This window comes from Herbaspirillum sp. Her4 (genome assembly GCF_057961335.1).
Window position 1 is genome coordinate 320,406 of sequence record NZ_CM176330.1, and the last position, 22,247, is coordinate 342,652.

Below are 22,247 nucleotides of genomic sequence, written 5' to 3' on the forward strand. Positions count from 1 at the left end.
CGGACCACCAAGTTACAAAAAAAAGCCAACCTTCGGGTTGGCGTTTCTCGTTTCTGCGCCAATATTCGTTGGCTCATTCGGGCATGTTTCTCCTCCGGCCCACATCCCACCCATGTCGCATGCAGCAAACTGATTCGTTGTCGGCATAGCCTCCAGCAACTGCGTCAATCCTGGCATCGACGCGAAGAAGCAGTACAACGCGCGCGATCGAGGCTGACAATACTCGCTTACCTCTTGGTGCAGGCTTTAGAACTCAGCACTTAGCGAGCAGTCTGATCGCGGTTTGATGAGCAATCCCTCCCCTCAACACGCGAAGACTACAATCATGGACAACACCTACAGCTTTGGCCTGCATACCCAACTTTCCCCTAACGAACTGCTCTTCTACGTCTTCATCGATGAAACGTGCAAAGAGTTTGGCGTAGACGATGTCAGTGCCGCGGCCGCTGCTCTCGCCGGTCGACATCGGATTCCCGGCAGAACCAAGCCTTCCGGCGCCACGAAACAGACATCGGTGGTGTCCATCGTGGGACGCAGATCTCTCAGCTGCGACTTGAAAAGGAAGATTCTTCCCACGCTCAACAACCAAAGCATCAAAGCGCTGAACACGCTAATGACAAAGAATATCGGCAAGTGCGTCGGTCGTGCCCTTCCTCTGGTCGGGTATGCGGTGTCGGCCCATAACGTCGCGTCGATCAAGAGCCGTTCCGTTGCGAACTATAATCGCCGGGTCAGAACGGAAGACAAGGTCTTGTGATACGCGCTGTCGCTTGGGAAAGATTGGAAGCTTGGGTCCGCAAGGAAAATGCCACTAGCCCTAAAAAGCAACTGGCCCGCGATACTCAACTTGACGACGATCTTGATGTTACCGGCGATGAGGCTGAAGATTTCATGGAGCACTTCTTTGAAGAATTCTCCATCGACTTCGGGGACTACAATTTTGATCACTATTTTGTCCCCGAAGGCTTCAGTCCACTTGAGATTTTCCTGCTGCTGATCTCGAAGAAAAAGCGGGCTTCCTACGACAGGCCACCAATCACCCTGGGCATGCTCTACCAGGCCGCCCTTGATGGCCGATGGGATTGTGCCCGCCTGGATTCACTGTCATCACTTTCACAGACTTGAATCGACACAACCCATCACGCCAGCTGATAACACAAAAACAGAAAAACAAAACCGAGCTGATCGCAACGTGCACATCGTTACAACCTCAGCTCAATTCCTCTCCCCCCCATTGACGAACCGCACCTCCACCCGCCGGTTGCGTTCATCACTGGCTGCCAGCCCCGGCAGCGGTTGCGAATCCCCATACCCCGCCACGATCACGCGGCGCGCCGCTTCCGGTGCACTGCGTCCGATCAGCAGCAAGCGCGCTTCGCGCGCGCGCGCCGCCGACAGCGTGAAGTTGTCATCGTAGACCGTGCAATACGCCCGCACATCGGTCACCGGTGCCTTCACCGGCTTGTCATCCGTATGGCCTTCCACATAAATGCGGCCCGCCGGATGCTGCTGCAAATACTCCGCAATCCGCTCCTCGACCTGCGCAAACGCGGCCCGCGCTTCCGGCTCCACGCAAGCACTGCCGCGACGGAATGCCCCCTCTTTCAGCGTAATCTTCCCCGCCTCGGTATCGACAGCCACCAGGTTGGAAGCGCCCTGCTGCGCAAACACCGTCTGCACCTGGCGCAACACGACCGTCAATCCCGGCCCGTCGGATTCGCGGCGGGCCGTCGCCGGCGCGGCTGGCGGTGGTGCAGCTTCAGCCGCTGCAGGCGCCGGTTGGGCGGGTGCTGCAGCGGGCAAGGGGGCAGCCGGTGGCGGTGCCGGGGTGGAAGCGGATGCCACCTGCGGTGCCTCCGCACGCAGCTGCGCAATCTCGGGACCACCCGCCCGGCTCACCGCCAGCAGGACGATCAATACCCCCGCCAGCGCCGCCATCAGCCCGGTGGCCGCGACCCATTCGTGATCGGATTGACTCATCGCCGCCTCAGGATGAACGTCCGGACTGGCGCTGCAGCGCTTCCAGCCATTCGCCATGGCGCAGATGCGCGCGCTGTGCCTCGGCCTGTTGTGCCGCCAGCAGGGCTTGTCCGCTTTGCTTGATGGCGTCGACCAGACGCTGCTGTTCTTCTGCGTGTTGCACCGCCTGCGCTTGCGCAGCCGCAGTGGCCGCATCCTTGAGAATGCCGATGCTCCACGCCAGCCGCGCCTGCTCATGCCCGCGCAAGATCATCCAGGACTTCAGAATCAGAAACGCCAGCATGCTCCATGCGGCAATCTTGAACTTGCTGCCCAGTGCATCGATCACCGCTCCCAGCGCACCCGGTGCAGCCTGTGGTCCAAGCACGCCGGCCGTCGCCGTCAAGGCCAGGCCCAGGCCGATGAAAGTACCCAGCAAACCCAGCATCAGGATCAAGCCCGGCATCGCGGTAGCCCAGCGTTCCGGCGCAGTGGCCACGGCCTGGCTCAGTTCGTCCGGTGTGGTCGTCGCAGGCAGAGGCCCGCGCTCACCGGTCAGCGCTTGCAACCGCGCCTGCCACTGCGCAGGCCGGGCGCTGCGTGAAAGCAGCAGCGGCAGTGCGATCACCAGCAACAGCAACACCAGCGCAAACACCCACTGCAGGGCGCCATAGGCCGTGCCATCCCATTGCGGCAGCAGGAAACTCCACAGCGATTTATCCATGAACTCCCCCTGTCTGCATGACTAACCTTCCCATCCTTGCTCCCCTTCTTCTTTACATTGTCAGCGTCTTGTCACGACAGGAGATTATCAGAAAGACCACACTGAGGGACGAAAAGCCCCGCGCAGCCGACCGATGTAATGGTCCGGTCACAAGTTGTCAGCAAACTTTCAGTTCTTGACAACTTGCTACCAATTTCTTTGCACATGGCCCGCTCTTCTTTACCTCTTCGCCTGCTTCCGCTGGCCCTGGCCCTGCAAGCCATCCATGCCCCTGCCCAGGCGGCCAACTACACGGTGGCCAACGGCACGACCGACACCAGCGCCAAGACCCTGACCAAGAACGGTGCCGATACCATCACCGTCAATGCCGGCGGCACCCTGGCTTCCGGCAGCGCGGCCACCATCCGCACCTCGCAGGACAACGACAACCTCAGCACCGTCACCATCAACAACGCCGGCACCATCGGTCAGAACAGCGGCCTGACGGCCATCAGCATCAACCACAAGAAGGTCAACCTGATCCTCAACAACGCCGCTGGCGGCGTCATCACCAGTTCCTCCAGCAGCGCCAAGACACCGACCATCCTGATCGGCAAGGGCAGCGATACCTTCTCCATCGTCAACCTCGGCACCATCTCGCAGACCGGCCCCACGCCCACCAATGCGGACAATGGCAAGAACTACGCCATCAATGCCAACGGCGACTACTCCACCGCCGGCAATACCATCGTCAACGGCTCGGCCAGCAACAGCAGCGCCACCATCAGTTCGTCGAGTTCGAGCGCGATCAAGATGGGCTCCAACATCCTGCTGACCAACTACGGGCGCATCTTCACCACCAGCCCGGTCAACACCTCCTGTCCGGATTACCTGTCGGCCTGTGCCAGCGGCTCGCCGCCGAAAGCGGCCGATGGCATCTCCATCGACGACGGCATCCGCAATGCGGTCATCGTCAACTACGGCAGCATCACCGGTGCGCGCCACGGCATCGATGGCGGTGATCCGGTGGCCGCCACACCAGACAGCAATCTCGCCAATGCCATCCAGCTCACGCCGCGCCTGAGCGCCACCGGCATCACCTTCGACGCCACCTATGCCGATGGCAGCACGCGCAGCAACGTGACCATCAGCAACAACGTGGTGATCAACCAGGCCGGCGGCGTCATCACCGGCAACAATGGCTCGGGCGTGGGCTTCGACAGCCATGGCGTGGTCTTCAACTACGGCACCATCATCGGCAACTACGCCGGCAGCGGACGCGTGTATGACGTGCTCGGCAATGGCGCTACCACCAGCAATGGCGACGGCGACGGCGTCGATATCGACGGCACCGCCTACATCGAAAACTGGGGGACCATCCGTGGCAATGGCGCAGGCGGCCTCGATTCCACCGGCCAGCCAAACGGTGCCGATGGCATCGCCGCCGGCGGTGGCACCATCATCAACCACGCGGGCGCGGTGATCTATGGCGATGCCCACGGCATCCTCATCGACGATGGCAATGACTGGTCCAAGGACCCGAGCAATCCGCGCATCACCTACAACAACGGCAACACCACCGGGCGCGGCACCGGCGGGGCCAGTGGCGTCAACGGTGCCAAGGCGTACATCGTCAACGACGGCAGCATCACCGGCAACAAGGGCATCGCCATCGGTCTGGTCGGCAATTACGATGACACGCTCATCAACAACGCCAGCGGCGTCATCACCGGCGGCGCCCAGGCCACGCTCACCGGCCAGGGTGGCAGCACCGTACCGGGCGCGGCGGTGCAGATGGGCGGCGGCAACGATACGCTGATCAACTACGGCCGCATCGAAGGCAAGAATGGTCTGGCCATCGACATGGGCGACGGCGACGATTCACTGCAACTGCTGGGTGGCACCGTGATCGGCACCATCAACGGCGGCGCAGGCATCGACACGCTCACCACCGGCGGCACGCAAGCCTTTGCGGCCGGGGTGCTGTCGGGCTTCGAAAACTACGTCGTGCGCGACGGCGTCACGCGCTTCAATTACGACCTCGGCACCGTCAGCAACATGACCGTCAACCAGGGTGCGGTACTGCAGGTCAATGGCGCCTTCGGCACCAGCGGCAACCTCGCCATCAATGGCGTATTCCAGGCGGCGGAGGGTACGGCCACGCGCACCGTCAACGTCGGCGGCAATCTCTCCGTGGGCAGCAACGGGACCCTGCAGGTGGCCGTGGCGGGACCGCAGGCCGATCGGATCAATGCAGCCGGCAGCGCCACGCTGGCCAACGGTGCGACCCTGCAGCCGGTGGTCAAGACCTATGTCCCCAACACCGCACGCTGGACCATCCTCTCGGCCGCAAGCGGCCTGTCGGTCGATGTGTCGACGATCCAGCTGGCCGACACCGCCACGCTGGACTACGGTCTGCAAGTCTCGGGCAATGACCTGATCCTCACCGCCCGGCGCACCGCCAGCGTGAGCGACGTCAGCGGCAGCCCGCTGGGCCGCGCGCTCGACGCGCTCGGCAACAACAGCAGCAACGCCCAGGTGCAGAACCTGCTGGCCTCGCTGGATGCCTTGCCCACGGCCGCCGCCTATCGCAGCGCGGTGCGCCAGTTGCAACCGGAAACCAATCGCGCCAGCCAGCAGGCGGCGCAGGTCTCCATGGGCAGCGTCTTCTCGGCCGTGGCCGGACGCGTGGACAGCGCACGCGGCGATGCGCCCGTGGCCAGCCAGGGTGGCAGCGGCGTGGCCACCGGCGAAGCCGCCCACGCGGCCGTGTCTGGCTGCAAGGTCTCGGCGCCTGGGGGCCGTCAGCAGGCCCGCGCCGGCGCTGATGGCTATGATGTCAGCGCCTACGGCATGGCTGCCGGCATGGAGACCGACCTCTCCGCCCGCGAAGTGGCCGGCCTCACGCTCGGCTACACGCGTGCCGGCACGCGTGGCAGCGACAACGCCAGCGGCAATGACGTCAACGTCGATGCGGTGCATGTGGGCGGCTACGTTGGCCTGGATATGGATGGCTGGACGCTCGACGGCGCGCTCATGGTGGGCGGCAATCATTACAGCAGCCAGCGTGCCATCCCCTTCCTCGGCCAGACCGTCAGCGGCAGCTACAACGGCTGGCAGGTCGGTGCCCGCGTGGAAGCCGGCCTGCCCTTCGCCCTCAGCCAGCGCTGGTCGGGCCGCTGGCTGGCCGGCCTGCGCCTGTCGCACCTGAGCAATGAGGGCTACACCGAAAGCGGCAATGCGGCGCTGGCGCAGAACGTGGAGTCCAGCCGAGCCAATTCGGTACAGCCGACCCTGGGCGTGGAATTCAATCGCCTGAGCGACAACGGCGACCGCCTGCAACTGCGTGCACGCTACCTGCACGAGCTGGCGGGCAACCCGGATGTCACCGCCAGCTTCGTGGCCGGCGGCCCCAGCTTCACCACCGCCAGCACCGCACCCAATCGCGATGCCGTGCAACTGGGCGTGAGCTATCGCTTCAACGGGGCCCAGGGCAGCTATGGCACGCTCGGCTATGACGCCGAAGTCCGCGACCGCTCGCTGATGCATCAACTGACCGCACGTGTGGGCTGGCTGTTCTGATGCTGACCTGTCCATGAAACAAGGCCCGCAGCTTGCGCTTGCGGGCCTTTTTCACTCCGGCGACAATCGCCCGATGCGCTCCTCTTTCCTCTCCAGGTTCCGGCTACCCCACCCTGCCCTGGCACTCGCCAGCCTCGCCCTGCTGGCCGGCTGCGCCAGCGATCCCGATCTCGTACAGCGCGCCGATGCCCTGGTCGCACCTGCCGGCCTGCAACGCGAGGAAGTCCGCGGCGGCCCCTTCGTGCTGACGGCCTACGTGCACGCGCGCCCGAAAGCCCCGCTGTTGCGCGTGTATCTGGAAGGCGATGGCCGCGCCTGGATCACGCGTACTCAGGTCTCCCCCGATCCGACGCCCCATACCGCCATGGGCCTGCGCCTGGCCGCCAGCGATGGCGGCGACGTGGTGTATCTGGCGCGGCCCTGCCAGTTCACGCCGATGGCACGCAATCCGATCTGCCAGCCGGAGTACTGGGCCGGCCTGCGCTATTCCCCGCTGGTGGTGAGTGCCATGGATGAGGCCCTGAGCCGCTATGTGGCGCGGCTGCAGCCGGCCCGGCTGGAGCTGGTGGGATTCTCGGGCGGCGGTGCCATCGCCGTGCTGCTGGCGGCGCGGCGCAAGGATGTGAGCGCCATCCGCACGGTGGCCGGCAACCTCGATCACGTGGCCGTCAATCAATGGCACAAGGTCTCGCAGATGCCAGGCTCGCTCAATCCCATCGATGTGGCGGCGCAGGTGGAGCGCATCCCGCAACTGCATGTGAGCGGCACCGGGGATACCGTCATCCCCACTTCCATCACGCACAGTTTCGTCGACCAGGTCGGCCGCTGCGCCGGACTGGTGACCGTGCAGGGCATGGCGCACCAGAGCGAATGGGATCAACTCTGGCCCAGGCTGCTGGCAGTGCCCCTGCCTTGTGCGGCCAAGCGTTCCTGACCGATCCGCCATAAAAAATGGGTAGCCGGGAAAATCCGGGCTACCCATTTTTCTAACAAAACTTCATATCGTGATTGCCTGAAAAACAGGCAACCCCGCCATCACAGCACCATATCGGCCGATGCGTTGGCTTTTGGCTTTTCCATGCTGCCACCCTTGCCGGTCTGGCCGGCCGCCTTGGGCGCGATCACCGGCGGCGGCATCAGTTGCAGCACATCGGCGGTGTAGGCCCACTCCTTGGCGACCTGGTCCGGGTGGTCATTGAGCTTGGTGCCATAGCTGGGCACGATCTGGCGCACCTTCTGCTGCCATTCGGGCGTAGCCAGCTTGTCCTTGAAGACCTTCTGCAGCACGGTCAGCATGATCGGCGCGGCGGTCGAGGCACCGGGCGAGGCACCCAGCAGACCGGCGATGCTGCCATCGGCCGAGGCCACGATTTCGGTGCCCAGCTTCAGCACGCCGCCCTTGGCGTCATCCCGCTTGATGATCTGCACCCGCTGGCCGGCTTGCCAAAGGCGCCAGTCTTCCTTCTTGGCGTTGGGGAAGTATTCCTTGAGCGCGGCGAAACGCTGATCGTCGGACTGCATCAACTGGCCGGCCAGGTATTCCACCAGCGGGTATTCATCGATACCGACACGGGCCATCGGCCAGACGTTGTGCGTCGTGGTGGCCGAGAACAGGTCCCACAGCGAGCCCTGCTTCAGGAACTTGGTCGAGAAGGTGGCGAAGGGGCCAAACAGGATCACGCGCTTGCCATCCAGCACACGGGTATCCAGGTGCGGCACCGACATCGGCGGCGCGCCCACGGAGGCCTTGCCATAGGCCTTGGCCAGGTGGCGCAGGGCGATGTCCTGGTTGTCGGTGATGAGGAAGGAGCCGCCCACCGGGAAGGCCGCGTAGTCGCGCGCCTCGGGGATGCCGGACTTCTGCAGCAGCTTCAGGGCACCGCCACCGGCACCGATGAAGACGAACTTGGCATCGGTCTCGGTGGTGCTGCCATCCTTGAGGTTCTTGTAGACCACGCGCCAGGTGCCATCACCGTTGCGGGTGATGTCGCGCACTTCGCTGGAGAGCTTCAGGCCGAAGTTGGGACGCGTCTGCAGGTAGGCCGCGAACTGGCGGGTGATTTCGCCGAAGTTGACGTCGGTACCCAGCGGGGTCCAGGTGGCGGCCAGCTTCTGGTTGGGGTCGCGGCCTTCCATCATCAGCGGCACCCACTTCTTGATCTGCTCGTGGTCTTCCGAATACTGCATGCCGGCAAACAGCGGGCTGGCCTGCAGGGCTTCGTAGCGCTTCTTCAGGTAGGCGACATTGTCATCGCCCCAGATGAAGCTCATGTGCGGGGTGGAATTGATGAAGGAGCGCGGATTCTTCAGCACGCCGCTCTTGACCTGCCACGACCAGAACTGGCGCGAGATCTGGAAGGCTTCGTTGATCTCGATGGCCTTGGCGATCTGGATCTTGCCGTCCTTGTCTTCGGGCGTGTAGTTCAGTTCGGCCAGGGCCGAGTGGCCGGTGCCGGCGTTGTTCCAGCCGTTGGAGCTTTCTTCGGCCACACCATCGAGGCGCTCGACCATTTCCATCGACCAGCCCGGCTCCAGCTCATTGAGCCAGACCGCCAGGGTGGTGCTCATGATGCCGCCGCCGACCAGCAGCACGTCGACCTTCTTGACGTCCGCCGCCTGCGAAGCAGGCGTGACGACCAGCGCAACTACGAATCCCAGCAGGGCCAGGAAGGATTTTTTCAACATTGTCTAATCCATTTGTGATGAGAGAGGGCTGCCTCCCCTGCACAGTGGCGGGGAGTCGGACAACCGGTGCATGTCACAGGCCACAGCGCCTGCCGTGGAGGGCGGGCGCGAAAGCGCTGCGTCATGTGGGCCTTGCAGATCAATGCAAGCCCGGCCGGGCGTGGCCGCGCGGGGCCACGGCGCACGTACAGGCCTGTAGCCTGGGTGGTGCCTGCCGGTTTCAACTGCCTGTCCGATACCTGTCTCCGGCATTTGGGGAATGCCTGTACAAATCGTCTCCGTCAGAGCGGACCGGGATCGGGTCATGTCGAGGGGGCGCAGCGTACCACGGGATGGGAGCCAAAGGCGATTGCGGATATCCCCTATTAACGATGGCGCACAAGCATGTTCTGGGCTAGGGAATTCCCCGATATCGTGTGGGCCGTGCCTGACTGACAATGCACGGACCGCCAACACTCACCGTCCCTCATCGGGGCGCACACAAGAACGATCAGGGGCCCGTATGCAAACCGTCATCAACAAGCCGGAAAATTTCGCGTCGTATCGGTATCACGACCGGGCCTTCAATTGCGACACTGCCAAGATCCTGCCGGGCGAATATTTCTATACCGGCGAGGACATGATGATCGTGACCGTGCTGGGTTCCTGCGTCTCGGCCTGCCTGCGCGACCGTGTCAGCGGCGTGGGCGGGATGAACCATTTCATGCTGCCTGATGGCGGTGGCGAAGCCGACAGCCCGGTCTCGGCCTCGATGCGCTACGGCACCTATGCCATGGAAGTCTTGATCAACGACGTGCTCAAGGCCGGTGCCCGGCGCGAGAACCTGGAATGCAAGGTCTTCGGCGGAGGTGCGGTGCTGCGCGGCATGAACGCCATGAACGTGGGCGAACGCAATGCCGCCTTCGTCAAGAATTACCTGTCGGCCGAGAAGATCCGCGTGGTGGCCGAAGACCTCAACGACATCTGGCCGCGCAAGGTGCATTTCTTCCCGCGCACGGGCAAGGTGCTGGTCAAGAAGATCAAGGACGCCGCTGCCGATCTGGCCAGCCGTGAACGTGAATATGCCTCCAAGCTGCAGGCCAAGCCGGTGGGTGGGGAAATTGATTTGTTCTGACGTTTTCGGGACGTTTTCAACGCCACTCATTTTCCGCACATGAGTCGTTCCATCGCATGCAGGAAGGCTCGTCAATTCACGATATTGAACGCAACAAAAGAGAGTGATTCGGGTCTATTGTATCCAAATGGATACAATCCTGAGCGATATCGCATACAATGCTTCCATCGCTCCCCATGTACATCATCAAGGAAACAGGCAAATTCCAGTTGTGGCTGACCCGCCTGAAGGATCCGCAGGCGCGAGCGCGCATCCTGGCTCGTATATGGCGTGCCAGCCATGGCAATTTCGGTGACTGCGAACCAGTTGGTGATGGCGTCAGCGAAATGCGAATAAATTACGGGCCCGGATATCGCGTCTATTTTACAAGGGAGGCCGAAGTGACCTATCTCTTGCTATGCGGGGGAAACAAATCTACCCAGGCGCGCGATATCGTCGCGGCAAGGGAGTTATGGAATCAATTGAAGAAATCATGACATTGACCGGGATCTCAAGGGAGTCACCATGACCAGCCGAAAACTTAGCAACAAGGATCTGCACGTTTCCACCTTTGATCCGGCGAACTATCTCGACAGTAAAGAGACCATCACGGCCTATCTGCAAACTGCGCTCGAAGAGAACGATCCTGACTTCCTGATGGCCGCGCTCAATGACGTCATCCGCGCGCAGGGTATATCGGAAGTAGCTGGCAAAGCAGGCTTGGGGCGTGAAAGCCTCTACAAGACCCTCAAGCCGGGTGCGGAGCCCAGGCTGGGCACCGTCCTTCGCTTGCTCGGAGCACTCGACCTGCGCTTGAGCATTGCCGCACCTCAGGGGGGGCGCAAAGCCAAACGATCCGGCCCCGTAAAAACATCATCCGCCCAGGCTCCTGCAACAAAGAAACCGGCACCACGACGCGCCGCCATCAGCAAGATGATACCGGTGAAAAAGCCCGGCACGACGCGTACCACCAAGAGCGGAAAACAAGGCAACCCTATCTGCGCTTGAGTCCTGCGCAATCAAAGAAAATGCCGTCCGGCTCAATACCGGACGGCATTCTCACATCTCAGCCAGCTCCGGTTCCGGAGCCGTCAAGCCATCACTTCTTGAGCGTGGTCAGGCCTTGCTCAGCCAGCGCCTTCAACCACCCCAGTCCCGCCGAGGTCGCTCCCGCCGGGTTGTATTCGCAACCGATCCAGCCCTGGTAACCCAGGCTGTCGATCAGCTTGAGCAGATACGGATAGTTCAGCTCACCCACATCCGGCTCATGGCGCTCGGGCACACCGGCAATCTGGATGTGGCCAATGCCGGGCATGTCGCGCTTCAACTTCACGGCCACGTCGCCTTCGACGATCTGGCAGTGGTAGCAGTCGAATTGCACCTTCAGGTTGGGCGCACCCACTTCGGCACAGATGGCCTGGGCATCGTCCTGGCGATTCAGGAAGAAGCCCGGAATGTTGCGGGTGTTGATCGGCTCGATCACCACGGTCAGGCCGGCGGATTCGGCCTGGTGTGCCGCATACGACAGGTTGTCCAGATACACCGCACGGTGACGCGCGCGATCCTGCTCGGGCTTGATCAGGCCGGCCATCACGTGCAGGGTCTTGTTGCCGATGACGGAAGCGTACTTCAGTGCAGTCTCGATGCTGCGCTTGAATTCGTCTTCGCGGCCCGGCAGCGAGGCGATGCCGCGCTCGCCGGCGGCCCAGTCGCCCGGGGGCGCATTGAACAGCGCCTGGGTCAGGCCATTGGCCTCCAGGCGCGACTTGATCTCTTCAGGCTGATAGTCGTAGGGGAACAGGAACTCGACGCCGGAGAAGCCATCCTTGGCGGCGGCGGCGAAGCGGTCCAGGAAATCGTGTTCCACATACATCATGCTCAGGTTGGCGGCAAAACGCAGCATCGGATTCTCCTTGGTAACGAAGTGGCCAGTGTAGCGCGAACACTCTTGCGCGCGTCCACACAGGCAGAAGGTGCAGAAAACGTCAAAGCCCGCAGGCACAGGCATGCGGGCTTTGAACGGGACATCACATTACTTGTTGACCATGCCCGGCTTGGTGGCCAGCGTGGCAATCGAACCCACCACCAGCATCACTGCCAGCATGTACATGCCGGTAGCGTTGTTGTGGGTCAGGTCCTTCAGGTAGCCGATCAGGTAGGGGCTGACGAAACCGGCCAGGTTGCCCACCGAGTTGATGGCGGCAATACCGACAGCCGCCGCAGCGCCCGACAGGAAGGCCGTCGGCAGCGACCAGAACAGCGGTGCGCAGGTCAGCACGCCGGCCGCGGCCAGCGACAGCGATGCGATCGAGACCGCGGTGTTGTCGGCGAACAGCGCCGCACCCACGAAGCCCACGCCACCCATCAGGGCCGGGATCACCAGGTGCCAGCGACGCTCACGCATGCGGTCGGCGCTGCGGCCGATCAGGTTCATGGCGATGATGGCGCAGCCAAACGGAATGGCCGACAGCAGGCCGATTTCCAGGTTGCCCTTCACACCGGTGGCCTTGACCAGCGTCGGCATCCACAGCGTCAGGCCGTATTGCCCCATGACGAAGGAGAAGTAGATCAGGCACATCAGCCAGACACGCGCATCCTTCACGATGGCGCCGAAGCCGTGCTTGCTTTCCTTGCCCTTGGCATCGCCGTCGATGTCGGCTTGCAGGCTGGCCTTCTCTTCATCGGAGAGCCACTTGGCGCTCTTGACGTCGTTGTCCAGGTACAGCACCGTGGCCACACCGATCAGGACCGCCGGAATGGCTTCGATCAGGAACATCCACTGCCAGCCTTCCAGGCCGCCATTGTTGTGGAAGGCATCCATGATCCAGCCCGACAGCGGGTTGCCCAGGATGCCGGCCACCGGAATGCCGGACATGAAGACCGCGATCACCTTGGCACGGCGGTGCGAAGGGAACCAGTAGGTCAGGTACAGGATGATGCCGGGATAGAAGCCGGCTTCGGCCAGGCCCAGCAGGAAGCGCAGGACGTAGAACTGGGTGGCGTTCTGCACGAACATGAAGGCCGCCGAGAGAATGCCCCAGGTGATCATGATGCGGGCGATCCAGATGCGCGCGCCGACCTTGTGCATCAGGATGTTGCTGGGCACTTCAAAGAGGAAGTAGCCGATGAAGAACAGGCCAGCGCCCAGACCGAAGACGGTCTCGGAAAAACCCAGGTCCTGCGACATCTGCAGCTTGGCGAAGCCGACGTTGACGCGATCCAGATACGCGATCACGTAGCACAGCATCAGGAACGGCATGATGCGCCAGAAGACTTTCTTGTACAGTCCGTCCTTGGATTTGTCGTTGACGTCGAGTCCGACGCCGGAAGTGCTTGCGGTGGTCATGGTGTTACATCTCCCTAAGAGTGTCGCGGCTGTCTATGCACGGCCGCTGGTTGCTTGGTGCCCGTGGTCTGACGGGCAATTTATGGATTCAATCGGACCCGCGTGCCGCCCCTTGCGGAACGGCACGCAGGCCGGCATTGATTGGCCGGTCTTGTGCCAGCTTGACTGCTGCTCACACCCACCACCTTCCGTTGGGCGCAAGCGGGGCATGGCGGGCCGAAATCGGCTGCCATGACGCGTTGTTGCTATGGGTTGCTGAAGCTGCCTGAGCGCTATCGTTACTGCTACCAGCGCGCCTTGAAGGTGTCGCGCAGATCCTGCAGCGCGGGCTCTTCCAGCGGCGTGGCACGGCCTCCGGCCAGGTGCCACAGCTTGGCGGTTTCTTCCAGTTCTTCCAGGGCGAAGGCGGCCTTGGAGACCGAGCTTTCCCACACCACCGGACCGAGCCGCTCCAGCAGCACGCCACGCACTTGCGTGGCGATCTTCGCCACCTGCTCGGCCACTTCCGGCGCACCCGGACGGGCATAGCGGATCAGCGGGATGTGGCCGACCTTCATCACGTAATACGGGGTGATGGGCGGCAAGACATCCTGCTCGCTGTAGACGCCATTGATGGTCAGCGACACCAGATGCGTGGAGTGCGTATGCACCACCGCATGCATCTCGGGGTTGTTGTCGTAGATGGCGCGATGCAGGACCAGGGTCTTGGAGGGCTTGTCGCCCGAGACCCATTCCCCTGCCGCATTGACCTTCGCAATGGCCGCCGGATCGAGGAAACCGAGGCAGGCATCGGTCGGCGTGATCAGCCAGCCGTCATCGAGACGTGCGCTGATGTTGCCGGCCGACCCGACGGTATAGCCACGCTGATAGAGCGAAGCGCCGATGCGGCAGATCTCTTCGCGCAGCGCGCTTTCGTTGGTGTTGCGGCTCATGCCGTCTTCCCGTCGAGATAGCGCAGTGCCTTCTCGAAGAAATCGACGCTGCCGAAATTGCCCGACTTCAATGCCAGCGCAACCGGTTGTTCATCCAGCGTGGCGGTCGCGGGCACGCCCGGATCGATCTGCGGGCCGATGCGCAGAGCGCGCACATCCAGCGCCTGCACCACCGCACCGGAGGTTTCGCCACCGGCCACCACGAACTGGCGCACGCCACGTTGCTTCAAGCCAGCGGCGATCGATGCCAGCGCCTGTTCGACCAGGTGACCGGCCTTGGCGACGCCCAGTTCTTTCTGCACGGCCTTGACTTCATCGGGCGTGGCGGTCGCGTAAATCAATACCGGCTCGTTCTTGATGCGTTCATCGGCAAAGGCCAGCGCCTGTGCCACCACGTCTTCGCCACGGGCCAGGGCCAGCGGGTCGATGCGGAAGGCGGGACGCTTGGCCTTCCATTCGGCCACCTGCGCATTGGTCGCCTTGGAGGCGGAACCGGCCAGCACTACCGACAGGCCATCGACCTTGGGCAGTTGCGCGGCTTCACCGGCAGCAGTCAGCAAACCGGCACGGCGGAAGTTCTCGGGCAGGCCCAGGGCCACGCCGGAACCACCGGTGATGAGCTTCAGTTCGACACAGGCTTCGCCCAGCGTGAACAGGTCCTTGTCGGAGACGGCATCGGCGATGGCCATCTTGACGCCGTCGGCGCGCAGGGCGGTGAAGCGCTCCTGCGTGGCTGCCGCGCCGCGTGCCACGGTGTCGTAGCGCACCAGGCCGACCTTGGATTCGGTCTGGCGCTGCAGGACGCGCACCAGGTTGGCATCGGTCATCGGGGTCAGCGGATGGTTTTCCATGCCCGATTCATTCAACAGCGCATCGGCCACGAACAGGTAGCCGCGATAGATGGTGCGGCCGTTTTCCGGGAAGGCCGGGCAGGCGATGGTGAAGTCCTCGCCCAGTTCCTTCATCAGCGCATCGGTCACCGGACCGATGTTGCCTTCGTCGGTGGAATCGAAGGTGGAGCAGTACTTGAAGAAGAACTGCGTGCAGCCCTGCTGCTGCAGCCAGCGCAGTGCGGCCAGCGATTGCTCGATGGCTTCGGCAGCGGGAATGGTGCGCGACTTCAGTGCGATCACCAGCGCGTCAGCCGCCACGGCCGGCATTTCGCTGGGCACGCCGATGGTCTGCACGGTGCGCATGCCGCCGCGCACCAGCATGTTGGCCAGGTCAGTCGCGCCGGTGAAATCGTCGGCGATACAACCGAGCAAGGGACGGGATGTGGACATGAAAACTCCTCGATTCAGATGCAGGGACGACGCTGGATTACTTGGCCTTGGCCGGCGGCAGGTCGATGCCGGGGAAGATCTTGATGACGGCCGAATCATCCTCGCCGCCATGACCGGCGGTGGAAGCCATCATGAACATCTGGTGCGCAGCGGCCGACAGCGGCAGCGGGAATTTGCTGCGGCGGGCGGTATCGAGCACCAGGCCCAGATCCTTGACGAAGATGTCCACCGCCGACAGCGGCGTGTAGTCGCCGTTGAGGATGTGCGGTACGCGGTTTTCGAACATCCAGGAATTGCCGGCGCTGTGGGTGATGACGTCATACAGTGCATCCGGATTGACGCCTTCGCGCAGGCCCAGGGCCATGGCTTCAGCGGAGGCGGCGATGTGCACGCCGGCCAGCAGCTGGTTGATGATCTTGACCTTGGAGCCGATGCCGTGGGTGTCGCCCAGGCGATAGACCTTGCCGGCCATGCCGGCCAGCACGTCTTCGATCTTGGCGTAGACGTCAGCGGGGCCCGAAGTCATCATGGTCATCTCGCCGGAAGCGGCGCGCGCGGCACCACCGGAGACCGGTGCGTCCAGCAGCAGCAAGTCCTTTTCTGCCAGGCGCTTGCCCAGCTCGACGGCGAAGTCGGGCGCCACGGTGGCGCTGGAGATGACGACGCTGCCCGGCTTCATCGCGGAGACGGCACCGTTCTCACCGAAGAGCACCATCTCGGTCTGGGCGGCATTGACCACCAGGGTGATGACCACATCGACTTTCGCGGCCAGCTCGGCCGGGTTGGCACAGGCCACGCCACCGGCGGCGGCGAACTTGTCCAGGACTTCCTTGCGCACGTCGCAGGCATGCACATTGAAACCGGCACGCAACAGCGAGCTGGCCACGCCATAACCCATGGCTCCCAAACCGATCACACCTACATTCTTGGACATAATTGCCTCCGCATTGATGACGCCGCTGCCGCTCTTGACGGGCAGGACATTGCGCCGGGTTGATGATGCAACGCCGGCAAAGGCCGGCGTCAGAATTTCAAATTTCGTAAAACTTATAAACCGTTTAAATCGTTTAAAACATTCAAATCATTTGCTGCCGTTCAAGCCGGGACACTCTCTTCAGGACTGTCCCTGGCTCAAGCGCCGTGCCGCGTTGAACATGTGGGTCTGGGCGGCATTGCGGGCCGCCATTTCATCACCGGCGCGAATGGCTGCGACGATGGCCTCATGTTCTTCGCGCACCTGGCGCGAGAAATCCTCATACCGCGCTTCATTGCCACGCGTCACCGCCGTGGCCGCTTCCAGATACTGGGACAGGAACTCCAGCGTCTTGATGAAGTACGGATTGCGCGTGGCCTGGGCCAGTGCGCGATGGAAGGCCACATCGGCGGCCACGCCATCACCGCCTGCGGCCACATCGGCCCCGATCTGCACCAGTGCCGCGTCAATCGCCTGCAGGTCTTCCGCACTGCGGCGCTTGGCCGCCTGTGCGGCGACTTCGGCCTCGATGGCACGGCGCAGCTCGACGATCTGCAGCACCGCCTCGGGCGAACTGACCTCGGTGTAATCGATGCGCAGCGGCTTGATGCCGGCCTGCTCGGTCACGAATACGCCGCTACCCTGGCGCGGTTCGACCACGCCTTCATGTTTCAGGCGCGCGATGGCTTCGCGCACCACCGTGCGGCTCACACCGAACTGCTGCGCCAGCACCGCCTCGGTGGGCAGCTTGCTGCCCCGGGGGAAGGCACCGGCGTCGATGTTTTCCAGCAATTGCCTGGCTACAGTGTCGCTGAGCGCCTGTGCGGGGATCTTCTGAAACATGCTGTCTCGCGGTCGTTATCGTAAAGTTATCCGGTCATCATACAAATTTATTTTGAACGGGGCAATCCGATTTTTTCTCTTTACCGGGAGTAACACCCCCGTTTGGCAAACAATATGCGCAGTTGACGGAACTTGACGTGATATATGCAGCAGTTCGCTCCAGACATCAAGAATACGAATATCTCTGCCAAGGCTGCGCCAGCAGGCCGGGGGCTCTACAATCAGGGCTTTCCTGCCACGGATGTGCCGCATGCCCTACGATCTCTCGGACAAGCTCGTCATTGGAATCTCTTCCCGCGCCCTCTTCGATCTCGAAGTGGAGAACGCCATCTACGACCAGCAGGGTGTGGATGCTTATGCGCAGTACCAGCGTGATCACGAGAATGATCCGCTGCAGCCGGGCACGGCCTTCCCGCTGGTCAAGGCGCTGCTGCAGCTCAATGAACTGATTCCGGAACGCCGTCTGGTGGAAGTGGTGGTCATCTCGCGCAACACGCCCGACACCGGCCTGCGCGCCTTCAATGCCATTGCCGCCCACAAGCTCGACATCAGCCGTGCGGCCTTCACCGGTGGCGGACCGACTGCGCCTTATCTGCAGGCCTTCAAGATCGACCTGTTCCTCTCGCGCGATACCGGCGACGTGCAGGAAGCCATCGATGCCGGCGTGGCGGCAGCCCAGTTGTATGCCGCGCCGCTGGACTACAGTGCGCCGGACAAGCAGATTCGGATTGCCTTTGACGGCGATGCCGTGCTGTTTTCGGCGGAGTCCGAGCGCATCTTTGCGGAGAAGGGGTTGGCGGCCTTTGCGCGGCATGAACAGCGCCATCGCAAGAAGGCCATGAAGGAAGGGCCGTTCGCCAAATTGCTGCTGGCCTTGTCGGCGATCCAGAAACAGTTTCCGCCCAAGCAGTGCCCGGTGCGCATCGCCATCGTCACGGCACGCAACAGCCCGGCGCACCAGCGCGTCATCCATACCTTGCGGACCTGGAATGTGACGGTGGATGAAGCCTTCTTCCTGGGCGGGCTGAACAAGGCGGAAGTACTGCAGGCCTTCGGCGCGCACATGTTCTTTGATGACCAGGAGGGGCATGTGCAGAAGGCGGCCGTGGTGGTGCCGTCGGGGCGGGTGCCTTACAAGGGCGGCACGCTGGAAGGGGCACGTGCGGTGCGGGGACGGGCGGCCAAGGGCTGAAGAAGAGAGGCGAGGGAAAGAGAAACCAACGATCTCATCCCGCCTCGCACGCGGACAATGCCGCCGATCACAATTGCGCTGACACCTCTCCACACCTGCGGATCCATCTCAGGCAAGGCTGTCTCAAAAAATCGGATGGATCGCAATCATCGCGGATGATGTTCCGAAAACCTCCATTTCCTCGTCATCGCCCACCTGCAGTCTCGCCCTGCAGGCCAGCGACGCCGAACGATGACAGAATCAGCCATCAGGCCCGCCCTGCTTGAGCCGCAGCAGCGCCCCATGTGCATTGCGCATCAGGATCTCCGGGTATCTCTCGACCAGAACATTGAGGCTGGGTACGATCCTCTGCAATGAGGTGGCAATGGCCATCTCCGTCACGTCCTCGCTCCACAAGATCTTTTGTATGAAAAGAACGGCACCGATCTCTCCGACCAGATCGACACAGGTCTGAAACTCGAACGCATCCTGCGCTTCGCCGTAGCACCGCTTGATCACATCGTTCAGTTCTTGCGCCAGCGCATGCGCTGCCGGCGAGTCAGCCTGGCCAGCGGCTGATTCAAAGACCGCGCAGAGCCGATCCAGCTCTTCGGCCAGCCTGATGGTGCTGTTGACGACTTTGCGCAGGTCTTCCAGCGACAGCGCTGTCCGGGGTGGCTGGTCATCCTTGCTCATTGCGCCTGCCCCTCCGGCGCAAGCACCGCCACGCTCGGATCGGCCGGAAGTCGAAAACGGCCGACCAATGTCGATAACAGACCAGCCTGGTCCTGCAGCCCCTGCGACGCCGCTGCGGCTTGCTCTACCAGGGCCGCATTCTGCTGAGTTACCCCATCCATCTGTCCGATCGCAAAGTTGATCTCCGTGATGCCTTTGCTCTGATCGTCGCTGGCGCGTGCAATCTCGGCAACGATGGCGGTAACCTGCTCGACGCTGCCGACCACGCTCCTCATCGTCTCGCCCGCTTGCTGGACCAGCAGGCTGCCGACCCCTACTTGCTCTACCGTATCGTCGATCAGCCCCTTGATCTCTCTTGCCGCGGTCGCAGAGCGTTGTGCCAGATTGCGCACTTCCGCTGCCACCACGGCAAACCCCCTGCCCTCGTCACCCGCACGAGCCGCCTCTACCGCAGCATTGAGCGCAAGGATATTGGTCTGGAACGCGATCCCGTCGATGACGGCGATGATTTCGACGATACGAGTCGATGCCTGTTTGATTGCCGACATGGTCGTGACCACTTCAGTGACGACCTGTCCCGCCTCTCCCGCCACGGTTGAAGCATTCACAGCCAGCGCATCTGCCTGGCGCGAATGGGCACTCGCCTGCACGATGCTGCTGGTGATCTGCTCCATGGCCGCCGCCGTCTGCTGCAACGAACTGGCCTGCTCCTCCGTGCGCGAAGACAGATCGATGTTGCCGCTGGCAATCTGACGTGATGCCGTGGCTACATTCTCGGCGCCTGACTTGACCCCATTGAGAATCAGCCGAAGCTCCTCGTTCATGTGCCGCAGAGCGGCGATCACCTGTCCCGTTTCATCGTCGCCGGACAACGCAATCTCGGTGCACAGGTCGCCCGCAGCGACCGTATTGGCGATCCTCGCTGCGAGGATGAGCGGCTGCGAGATGGCCCGCGCGACGATCATCGCGAGCCCACCCCCGATCAGCAGTACGGTCAGCAGCGCAAAGCAGATCAAGGTCTGCGACTCCCCGTAGATACGATTTGTGTCAGCGGCGGACTGATCGCCACCTCGCCGATTGACGTTCGCCAAGGTATCAACATCCTTGAGCAGCGAGAAATAAATGTCCGAAGATTCGCCCGCAAAGATGGTGCTGGCCAGATCGGGATGACCGTCTGCCAGCGCTGCCATGAAGGCAGCGTGGTGCTGCAGCAGTCGTTTGATCCGCAGACTGGCCTCCGGATAGACGTCCTTCTCTTCGGGCTCGGAGATCTGCCCCTCGTAGGTGTTGAGCGCAGTCTTGAGATCATTGAGGATATCCAGTGTGCGCCCGGTGAGTTTCTTGGCCTGAACGTGATCGCCTGCATACATGATCAGTTGCGCTTCATTGCTGCGCAGGCGCGCCAGCAGCAGCTTGATCTCCCCCAGTGTCTTGATGCTGGGCAGCCAGTTGGTCGCCAGTTCGTTGGCCGATGCATTGACACGATGCAGCTGCCAGATGGAAAACAGACCGATACTCGTCGTGAACAACAAGATCAGACTGAATGAGATGACGAGCTTCTTGGCGATCTTGAGATCACGAAATTTCTTCACACTACCCCCGAATTATTGATGAATGGCTAAATCGGGACTGATTCACTTGAGGCGGGCGACCGATGGCACCAGTTCGCGATGCTGCATTTCCATCGCCTCCTTTCTCACGGAAGCCCAGAGAGAAACGGCAAGACTCTCATCTGCAACAGACAATGTTGACCTATCCTTCCGGGCCGCACGAGGAGACACTCGCTTCAGGGAGAAGAGCCCCCGAACAAGGTAGCAGCTGTCGTTCGCAATCCTTGCCCGAGAGCGCATCATCATTGACGCACAGCGCAGTCACATCACAAGATGACAATAAATGACGTTGGCCCGCACATTACTCGCCGCTCGGTGTGTGCGCCACCGCACGACGCACTTCATTGGGCGTCTGGCCGAACGCCGCCTTGAACACCCGGCAGAAATGGCTGACGGAAGCGAAGCCCTTGCTATAGGCGATTTCCGAAATACGCAGATGATTGAAAGCGGGATCGGACAGCATTTTTTGACAGGCCTCAAGCCGCCTCTGGAGAATGAAGCGTGAGACCGGCATATCCTCCTGCTGAAAAAGAGAATGCAGGTGGCGTACGGAGATGCGATGGGCCGCAGCGATGGTGGCGGGATCAAGCCTCTCGTCATGCAAATGGCGAAGAATGTATTCCCGAATCAATTGCAGTTTGACGGACGCATTATCGAGTGCCGCGCGAGTATCGTAATGAAGCAGCGCATTGACCAGTTCAAGCAGGGAACGACTGGCAGCACCGGCCACACGAGGATCGAGATGCATGAGCTCACTGGCCAACGCGCGCATCTGATTGACCAGGAGGTAGCCGATACCATGACGCCCCTCACGCAGACCGCCCACAGGCGGTTCCTTGTGCTCGGGAAAACGATCTCTCAACAGGCGCCATGGCAGCATCAGCGTCACCTTGTGCAAGGTCTCGATCACCTCGAACCGCGTCGCATCGGCGGTAGTCCATACGATCAGATCACCCGCGCCCACTTGCAGACGCTGACCTGCTGTATCGAAGCGTTCAGCACCACTCTCTGCAAGCTGGATACCGATATAGAGATCGTCATCCCTCCTGAGCGTTTGGTAATCGCGTTCGCCCTCGCACGGACCGCAGATCGTATTGATGAGCAAGAGCTCATTGAATTCATGTCTGACAAGGTGTGCACGAAACTCGGGAGAAACGGCCTTGGTCAGCGTCCATTCCCGGTAGGATCGGCGCAGCTCCGCTTGCCAGGCATCCGTTCTTTCAGCAGGAGGAATCTCTTCGCTGAGCCAGGATTGCGTCTTCCTTTTACGATACATGACCAGCTCCTTTCACAGGCATGCTCGCATCTGATGCTGACAAAAGAATGACGAATGACGACACCGTAAACGGCGGCGGGGTGGATGAAATTGCC

At 62.0% G+C, this 22,247-nt stretch carries 20 protein-coding genes; 8 read left to right on the top strand and 12 right to left on the bottom strand.

All coding sequences use genetic code 11. The features are described from left to right. The first annotated feature begins 325 nt into the window (after positions 1–325). Positions 326–757 carry an STM2901 family protein gene (locus tag ACWFUC_RS01495; RefSeq protein WP_489623906.1) on the top strand — a complete coding sequence of 144 codons (432 nt, stop codon included), beginning with the start codon at positions 326–328 and terminating at the stop codon, positions 755–757. Positions 758–780: 23 nt separating this feature from the next. Beyond that, entirely contained in the window at positions 781–1,125 is a 345-nt protein-coding gene (locus ACWFUC_RS01500) for a DUF1493 family protein (protein WP_489623907.1), read from the top strand. Between the two features lie 90 nt (positions 1,126–1,215). Here the strand turns inward: ACWFUC_RS01500 and ACWFUC_RS01505 are convergent, their stop codons facing one another. Both ACWFUC_RS01505 and ACWFUC_RS01510 read right to left on the bottom strand, forming a co-directional pair. After that, positions 1,216–1,980 carry an OmpA/MotB family protein gene (locus ACWFUC_RS01505; protein WP_287019618.1) on the bottom strand — a complete coding sequence of 255 codons (765 nt, stop codon included), beginning with the start codon at positions 1,978–1,980 and terminating at the stop codon, positions 1,216–1,218. A gap of 7 nt (positions 1,981–1,987) precedes the next feature. Then, a complete protein-coding gene (locus ACWFUC_RS01510) occupies positions 1,988–2,683 on the bottom strand; it encodes a hypothetical protein (protein WP_489623908.1) in 696 nt (231 codons plus the stop codon). 204 nt (positions 2,684–2,887) lie between these two features. Between ACWFUC_RS01510 and ACWFUC_RS01515 the strand changes: the two genes are divergently transcribed. Both ACWFUC_RS01515 and ACWFUC_RS01520 read left to right on the top strand, forming a co-directional pair. Continuing rightward, positions 2,888–6,244 carry an autotransporter outer membrane beta-barrel domain-containing protein gene (locus tag ACWFUC_RS01515; RefSeq protein WP_489637423.1) on the top strand — a complete coding sequence of 1,119 codons (3,357 nt, stop codon included), beginning with the start codon at positions 2,888–2,890 and terminating at the stop codon, positions 6,242–6,244. 73 nt (positions 6,245–6,317) lie between these two features. Further along, a complete protein-coding gene (locus ACWFUC_RS01520) occupies positions 6,318–7,178 on the top strand; it encodes an alpha/beta fold hydrolase (RefSeq protein ID WP_489623910.1) in 861 nt (286 codons plus the stop codon). A gap of 101 nt (positions 7,179–7,279) precedes the next feature. On the opposite strand, the gene mqo is transcribed toward ACWFUC_RS01520, so the two are convergent. Further along, positions 7,280–8,929: a malate dehydrogenase (quinone) gene (gene mqo, locus ACWFUC_RS01525; RefSeq protein ID WP_489623911.1), complete on the bottom strand. Its 1,650-nt coding sequence runs from the start codon at positions 8,927–8,929 to the stop codon at positions 7,280–7,282. Between the two features lie 502 nt (positions 8,930–9,431). On the opposite strand from mqo, the gene cheD reads away from it, so the two are divergent. The 3 genes from cheD (at position 9,432) to ACWFUC_RS01540 (ending at position 11,030) form a co-directional block, all read left to right on the top strand. Continuing rightward, the gene (gene cheD, locus ACWFUC_RS01530) at positions 9,432–10,043 is read left to right on the top strand and encodes a chemoreceptor glutamine deamidase CheD (RefSeq protein ID WP_034341503.1); all 612 of its coding nucleotides are present in this window, start codon (positions 9,432–9,434) and stop codon (positions 10,041–10,043) included. Between the two features lie 176 nt (positions 10,044–10,219). Then, on the top strand, positions 10,220–10,519 hold the full coding sequence (locus ACWFUC_RS01535) for a type II toxin-antitoxin system RelE/ParE family toxin (protein WP_489623912.1): 300 nt from the start codon (positions 10,220–10,222) through the stop codon (positions 10,517–10,519). 28 nt (positions 10,520–10,547) lie between these two features. After that, positions 10,548–11,030, top strand: a complete 483-nt coding sequence (locus tag ACWFUC_RS01540; protein WP_489623913.1) for an addiction module antidote protein — start codon at positions 10,548–10,550, stop codon at positions 11,028–11,030. A gap of 91 nt (positions 11,031–11,121) precedes the next feature. On the opposite strand, the gene otnI is transcribed toward ACWFUC_RS01540, so the two are convergent. The 6 genes from otnI to ACWFUC_RS01570 form a co-directional block, all read right to left on the bottom strand. Then, the gene (otnI, locus tag ACWFUC_RS01545) at positions 11,122–11,925 is read right to left on the bottom strand and encodes a 2-oxo-tetronate isomerase (protein ID WP_008332711.1); all 804 of its coding nucleotides are present in this window, start codon (positions 11,923–11,925) and stop codon (positions 11,122–11,124) included. A 129-nt stretch (positions 11,926–12,054) separates the two neighbouring features. Next, positions 12,055–13,368 (bottom strand): MFS transporter, encoded by a 1,314-nt coding sequence (locus ACWFUC_RS01550; RefSeq protein ID WP_034341512.1) that lies wholly within the window; start codon positions 13,366–13,368, stop codon positions 12,055–12,057. A gap of 284 nt (positions 13,369–13,652) precedes the next feature. After that, positions 13,653–14,300, bottom strand: a complete 648-nt coding sequence (otnC, locus tag ACWFUC_RS01555) for a 3-oxo-tetronate 4-phosphate decarboxylase (RefSeq protein ID WP_008332714.1) — start codon at positions 14,298–14,300, stop codon at positions 13,653–13,655. Continuing rightward, positions 14,297–15,583 carry a 3-oxo-tetronate kinase gene (gene otnK / locus ACWFUC_RS01560; protein ID WP_489623914.1) on the bottom strand — a complete coding sequence of 429 codons (1,287 nt, stop codon included), beginning with the start codon at positions 15,581–15,583 and terminating at the stop codon, positions 14,297–14,299. The genes otnC and otnK overlap by 4 nt, the downstream gene beginning before the upstream one ends. Positions 15,584–15,620: 37 nt before the next feature. Beyond that, entirely contained in the window at positions 15,621–16,517 is an 897-nt protein-coding gene (gene ltnD / locus ACWFUC_RS01565; protein ID WP_134136972.1) for an L-threonate dehydrogenase, read from the bottom strand. 180 nt (positions 16,518–16,697) lie between these two features. Then, positions 16,698–17,399: a FadR/GntR family transcriptional regulator gene (locus ACWFUC_RS01570; RefSeq protein ID WP_121040565.1), complete on the bottom strand. Its 702-nt coding sequence runs from the start codon at positions 17,397–17,399 to the stop codon at positions 16,698–16,700. A gap of 250 nt (positions 17,400–17,649) precedes the next feature. Between ACWFUC_RS01570 and ACWFUC_RS01575 the strand changes: the two genes are divergently transcribed. Continuing rightward, complete coding sequence (locus ACWFUC_RS01575; protein WP_489637424.1) at positions 17,650–18,591, top strand: 5'-nucleotidase; 942 nt, start codon at positions 17,650–17,652, stop codon at positions 18,589–18,591. Between the two features lie 240 nt (positions 18,592–18,831). On the opposite strand, the gene ACWFUC_RS01580 is transcribed toward ACWFUC_RS01575, so the two are convergent. The 3 genes from ACWFUC_RS01580 to ACWFUC_RS01590 all read right to left on the bottom strand — a co-directional run bounded on the left by ACWFUC_RS01580 (position 18,832) and on the right by ACWFUC_RS01590 (position 22,152). Further along, a complete protein-coding gene (locus tag ACWFUC_RS01580; RefSeq protein ID WP_489623916.1) occupies positions 18,832–19,266 on the bottom strand; it encodes a hypothetical protein in 435 nt (144 codons plus the stop codon). Next, positions 19,263–20,858 (bottom strand): methyl-accepting chemotaxis protein, encoded by a 1,596-nt coding sequence (locus ACWFUC_RS01585; protein WP_489623917.1) that lies wholly within the window; start codon positions 20,856–20,858, stop codon positions 19,263–19,265. Before ACWFUC_RS01585 ends, ACWFUC_RS01580 begins: the two co-directional genes overlap by 4 nt. Before the next feature lie 319 nt (positions 20,859–21,177). Next, a complete protein-coding gene (locus ACWFUC_RS01590) occupies positions 21,178–22,152 on the bottom strand; it encodes a helix-turn-helix domain-containing protein (protein ID WP_489623918.1) in 975 nt (324 codons plus the stop codon). Positions 22,153–22,247 lie beyond the last annotated feature (95 nt).